The following is a 5,326-nucleotide window of genomic DNA, read 5'->3' on the forward strand; positions in this document are numbered from 1 at the left end:
CAGAAACACGGAGAGACGAATAAGACTTTTCCGAACTGAAGTTTAACGATATATATGATCGGCCGTGAGGTTTACCAGATCACAAAGTTCTTAAAAGAGATGTCAATGTAGCGTAGCGAGGTAATGGAGTACCGATCAAAGTACATGATTACGTAGCTTTATTTTAAAGGTGGTGTCTAACAGACAACATAACAAAAAAGAAGACTATTTTTAACAATAGTTAAAACTGGTCAGCATCTTACAACACATTTTACAATGGAGAGTTTGATCCTGGCTCAGGATGAACGCTAGCGGCAGGCCTAATACATGCAAGTCGAACGATAGATAGAAGCTTGCTTCTATCAAAAGTGGCGCACGGGTGCGTAACGCGTATGCAACCTACCTTAATCTGGGGGATAGCCCGGAGAAATCCGGATTAATACCGCATAAAATCACAGGATGGCATTATCCAATGATCAAACATTTATGGGATTGAGATGGGCATGCGTGTCATTAGCTAGTTGGCGGGGTAACGGCCCACCAAGGCGACGATGACTAGGGGATCTGAGAGGATGGCCCCCCACACTGGTACTGAGACACGGACCAGACTCCTACGGGAGGCAGCAGTAAGGAATATTGGTCAATGGAGGCAACTCTGAACCAGCCATGCCGCGTGCAGGAAGACTGCCCTATGGGTTGTAAACTGCTTTTATCCGGGAATAAACCTATCTACGTGTAGATAGCTGAATGTACCGGAAGAATAAGGATCGGCTAACTCCGTGCCAGCAGCCGCGGTAATACGGAGGATCCAAGCGTTATCCGGATTTATTGGGTTTAAAGGGTGCGTAGGCGGCCTGTTAAGTCAGGGGTGAAAGACGGTAGCTCAACTATCGCAGTGCCCTTGATACTGATGGGCTTGAATGGACTAGAGGTAGGCGGAATGAGACAAGTAGCGGTGAAATGCATAGATATGTCTCAGAACACCGATTGCGAAGGCAGCTTACTATGGTCCTATTGACGCTGAGGCACGAAAGCGTGGGGATCAAACAGGATTAGATACCCTGGTAGTCCACGCCCTAAACGATGAACACTCGCTGTTGGCGATACACAGTCAGCGGCTAAGCGAAAGCGTTAAGTGTTCCACCTGGGGAGTACGCTCGCAAGAGTGAAACTCAAAGGAATTGACGGGGGCCCGCACAAGCGGAGGAGCATGTGGTTTAATTCGATGATACGCGAGGAACCTTACCCGGGCTTGAAAGTTAGTGAATGATTTAGAGATAGATCAGTCCGCAAGGACACGAAACTAGGTGCTGCATGGCTGTCGTCAGCTCGTGCCGTGAGGTGTTGGGTTAAGTCCCGCAACGAGCGCAACCCCTATGTTTAGTTGCCAGCACGTCATGGTGGGGACTCTAAACAGACTGCCTGTGCAAACAGAGAGGAAGGAGGGGACGACGTCAAGTCATCATGGCCCTTACGTCCGGGGCTACACACGTGCTACAATGGATGGTACAGAGGGCAGCTAGCCGGCAACGGTATGCGAATCTCACAAAGCCATTCACAGTTCGGATTGGGGTCTGCAACTCGACCCCATGAAGTTGGATTCGCTAGTAATCGCGTATCAGCAATGACGCGGTGAATACGTTCCCGGGCCTTGTACACACCGCCCGTCAAGCCATGGAAGTTGGGGGTACCTAAAGTATGTAACCGCAAGGAGCGTCCTAGGGTAAAACCGATAACTGGGGCTAAGTCGTAACAAGGTAGCCGTACCGGAAGGTGCGGCTGGAATACCTCCTTTCTGGAGTAGCACCGCCTACTCGCCACGCAACATGATATTTCGAAAAAAGAGAAAAAAGAAACACCCAGAAGAAAACGGTGTGCGGTAGCCTGAGAGCGACAGCATAACGGAGATCAGCTGAGGTTAGCAAAGGAAAGCGGTAGCGGTAAGATACTATATACTGCATACAGAGCTGCCAAAAAGCAAAGTCCCGTAGCTCAGCCTGGTTAGAGCACTACACTGATAATGTAGGGGTCTCCAGTTCAAATCTGGACGGGACTACACATTAAAATCCTTTTGGGGGATTAGCTCAGCTGGCTAGAGCGCCTGCCTTGCACGCAGGAGGTCAACGGTTCGACTCCGTTATTCTCCACAGAATATTACCTTATTATCGGGATAGATAATATACATTGACATAAAGATTAAGAAAGAAGAAACGCCATGGGGCACATATATTGATATGAGGGTATCAAAAATATGGAACGGTTCGAGACCGCGGTTTTTTACCAGCAAGGATAAGCTAAAGGCTTAGGTACGGAAAATGAAACCCGTAACCTTTATACCCTTTACCTGTCCTTAGTAAAGTTCTTTGACATATTGGAAGAAGTTAAAAAAGAAGAGCAAACAACAATAGGCGACTGTTGTGTTTGTGCTCACCGAACAGAGTAGCAATACAAAGTGAGGTATGAGACATCATAACAAGAGCAAAAAAGCATACCATACGGCGCAAAAGGCGTATGAGTAGAAGAAAGTAATAAAGAGTACACGGGGGATGCCTTGGCTCTCAGAGGCGATGAAGGACGTGATAAGCTGCGATAAGCTTCGGGTATTTGCAAATAGGAATTGATCCGAAGATTTCCGAATGGGGCAACCCGGCTAGTTGAAGACTAGTCACATATAATGAGCAAACCTGCCGAACTGAAACATCTAAGTAAGCAGAGGAAGAGAAAATAACAATGATTTCCTAAGTAGTGGCGAGCGAAAGGGAAAGAGCCCAAACCTACTTTGTTACGGCAAAGTGGGGGTTGTAGGACTGCAACGTGGCATTAGCAAACAGAAGTGGAATGGGATGGGAAGCCCAGCGATACACGGTGATAGCCCGGTACACGTATAGAATGCTAGCCTAGCAGTATCCTGAGTACCGCGAGGTCGGAGACGCCTTGTGGGAATCTGCCGGCACCATCCGGTAAGGCTAAATACTCCTGAGAGACCGATAGTGAACCAGTACCGTGAGGGAAAGGTGAAAAGAACCCCGAACAGGGGAGTGAAATAGAACCTGAAACCGTGTACTTACAAGCGGTCGGAGCGCACAAGTTGTGTGACGGCGTGCCTTTTGCATAATGAGCCTACGAGTTACTCCTCTCTGGCAAGGTTAAGTGCTTCAGGCACGGATCCGAAGCGAAAGCGAGTCTGAATAGGGCGTATAGTCAGAGGGGGTAGACGCGAAACCTTGTGATCTACCCATGGACAGGTTGAAGGTGCGGTAACACGTACTGGAGGACCGAACCGATAAACGTTGAAAAGTTTCCGGATGATCTGTGGGTAGGGGTGAAAGGCTAATCAAACTGGGAAATAGCTCGTACTCCCCGAAATGTTTTTAGGAACAGCGTGGACATTAAGTTTCATAGAGGTAGAGCTACTGATTGGGTGCGGGGGAGTCAAATCCTACCAAATCCAGACAAACTCCGAATGCTATGAAATATGGTCTGCAGTGAGGCGCGGGGTGCTAAGGTCACGCGCCGAGAGGGAAAGAACCCAGACCATCAGCTAAGGTCCCCAAGTGACAGTTAAGTTGAACTAACGAGGTCCGATTGCACAGACAGCTAGGATGTTGGCTTGGAAGCAGCCATTCATTTAAAGAGTGCGTAACAGCTCACTAGTCGAGCGATCGGGCATGGATAATAAACGGGCATTAAACTGTTCACCGAAGCTATGGGATTGAAATATATCGGTAGGGGAGCATTCTATATGCAGCGAAGGTATCTGGTAATGGGTGCTGGAGCGTATAGAAAAGCAAATGTAGGCATAAGTAACGATAAGGCGGGAGAGAAACCCGCCCACCGAAAGGATAAGGTTTCCTGATCAACGCTAATCGGATCAGGGTCAGTCGGGACCTAAGGAGAACCCGAAGGGGAAATTCGATGGACAACTGGTTAATATTCCAGTACTTTTTATAACTGCGATGTGGGGACGGAGTAGTGACACTGCCGCGATCTGACGGAATAGATCGTTAAAGACAGTAGGTATTAGAACGGTAGGCAAATCCGCCGATCTAGCTGAAAGTCGATAGTACCGCAAGCCTTCGGGTAAGCGGATAGCGCAGGTAATCAGACTTCCAAGAAAAACCGCTAAGCTTCAGGTTATAAAAACCCGTACCGCAAACCGACACAGGTATCCGGGAAGAGGATTCTAAGGTGCTCGAGTGAATCATGGCTAAGGAACTCGGCAAAATGGCCCTGTAACTTCGGGAGAAGGGGCGCTGGCAGCAATGTCAGCCGCAGTGAAAAGGCCCAGGCGACTGTTTAACAAAAACACATGGCTTTGCAAAATCGAAAGATGAGGTATAAGGCCTGACACCTGCCCGGTGCTGGAAGGTTAAGAGGGGATGTCATCGTAAGAGAAGCATTGAATCGAAGCCCCAGTAAACGGCGGCCGTAACTATAACGGTCCTAAGGTAGCGAAATTCCTTGTCGGGTAAGTTCCGACCTGCACGAATGGTGTAACGATCTGGGCGCTGTCTCAGCCATGAGCTCGGTGAAATTGTGGTCCCGGTGAAGACGCCGGGTACCCGCAACGGGACGGAAAGACCCCATGCACCTTCACTACAATTTAACATTGACATTGGATACAGGATGTGTAGGATAGGTGGGAGGCTTTGAAGCGGCGTCGCTAGGCGTCGTGGAGCCAACGTTGAAATACCACCCTTTCTGTATTCGGTGTCTAATCCCCTCATGGGGAGACATTGTTTGATGGGTAGTTTGACTGGGGTGGTCGCCTCCAAAAAGGTAACGGAGGCTTTCAAAGGTAAGCTCAGTACGCTTGGTAACCGTACGCGGAGTGCAATAGCATAAGCTTGCTTGACTGTGAGACAGACAAGTCGATCAGGGTCGAAAGACGGATATAGTGATCCGGTGGTTCTGCATGGAAGGGCCATCGCTCAAAGGATAAAAGGTACGCTGGGGATAACAGGCTGATCTCCCCCAAGAGCTCATATCGACGGGGAGGTTTGGCACCTCGATGTCGGCTCGTCACATCCTGGGGCTGGAGAAGGTCCCAAGGGTTCGGCTGTTCGCCGATTAAAGTGGCACGCGAGCTGGGTTCAGAACGTCGCGAGACAGTTCGGTCCCTATCTGTTGTGGGCGTAGGAATTTTGAGTGGGGCTGACCTTAGTACGAGAGGACCGGGTTGGACTAGCCTCTAGTGAATCTGTTGTTCCGCCAGGGGCATTGCAGAGTAGCTACGCTGGGAATAGATAAGCGCTGAAAGCATCTAAGTGCGAAACTAGCCACGAGATGAGAATTCCATATAGGACCGTAGAAGACTACTACGTTGATAGGCTACAGATGTAAAGCT

The 5,326-nt window shown here is 49.2% G+C and carries 2 tRNA genes and 2 rRNA genes; all 4 read left to right on the top strand.

Annotated features, from left to right (window positions below):
- Positions 1-252: 252 nt before the first annotated feature.
- Positions 253-1,774: ribosomal RNA gene (locus R2S57_RS30085) — 16S ribosomal RNA — on the top strand.
- A gap of 186 nt (positions 1,775-1,960) precedes the next feature.
- Positions 1,961-2,035: transfer RNA gene (locus tag R2S57_RS30090), tRNA-Ile, on the top strand.
- A gap of 17 nt (positions 2,036-2,052) precedes the next feature.
- Positions 2,053-2,126, top strand: a tRNA-Ala gene (locus R2S57_RS30095).
- A gap of 372 nt (positions 2,127-2,498) precedes the next feature.
- Positions 2,499-5,326, top strand: a 23S ribosomal RNA gene (locus R2S57_RS30100); the annotation flags it as partial.

Origin of the sequence: Pedobacter psychrodurus, assembly GCF_032678585.1 — a bacterium.
Lineage (GTDB): Bacteria > Bacteroidota > Bacteroidia > Sphingobacteriales > Sphingobacteriaceae > Pedobacter > Pedobacter psychrodurus_A.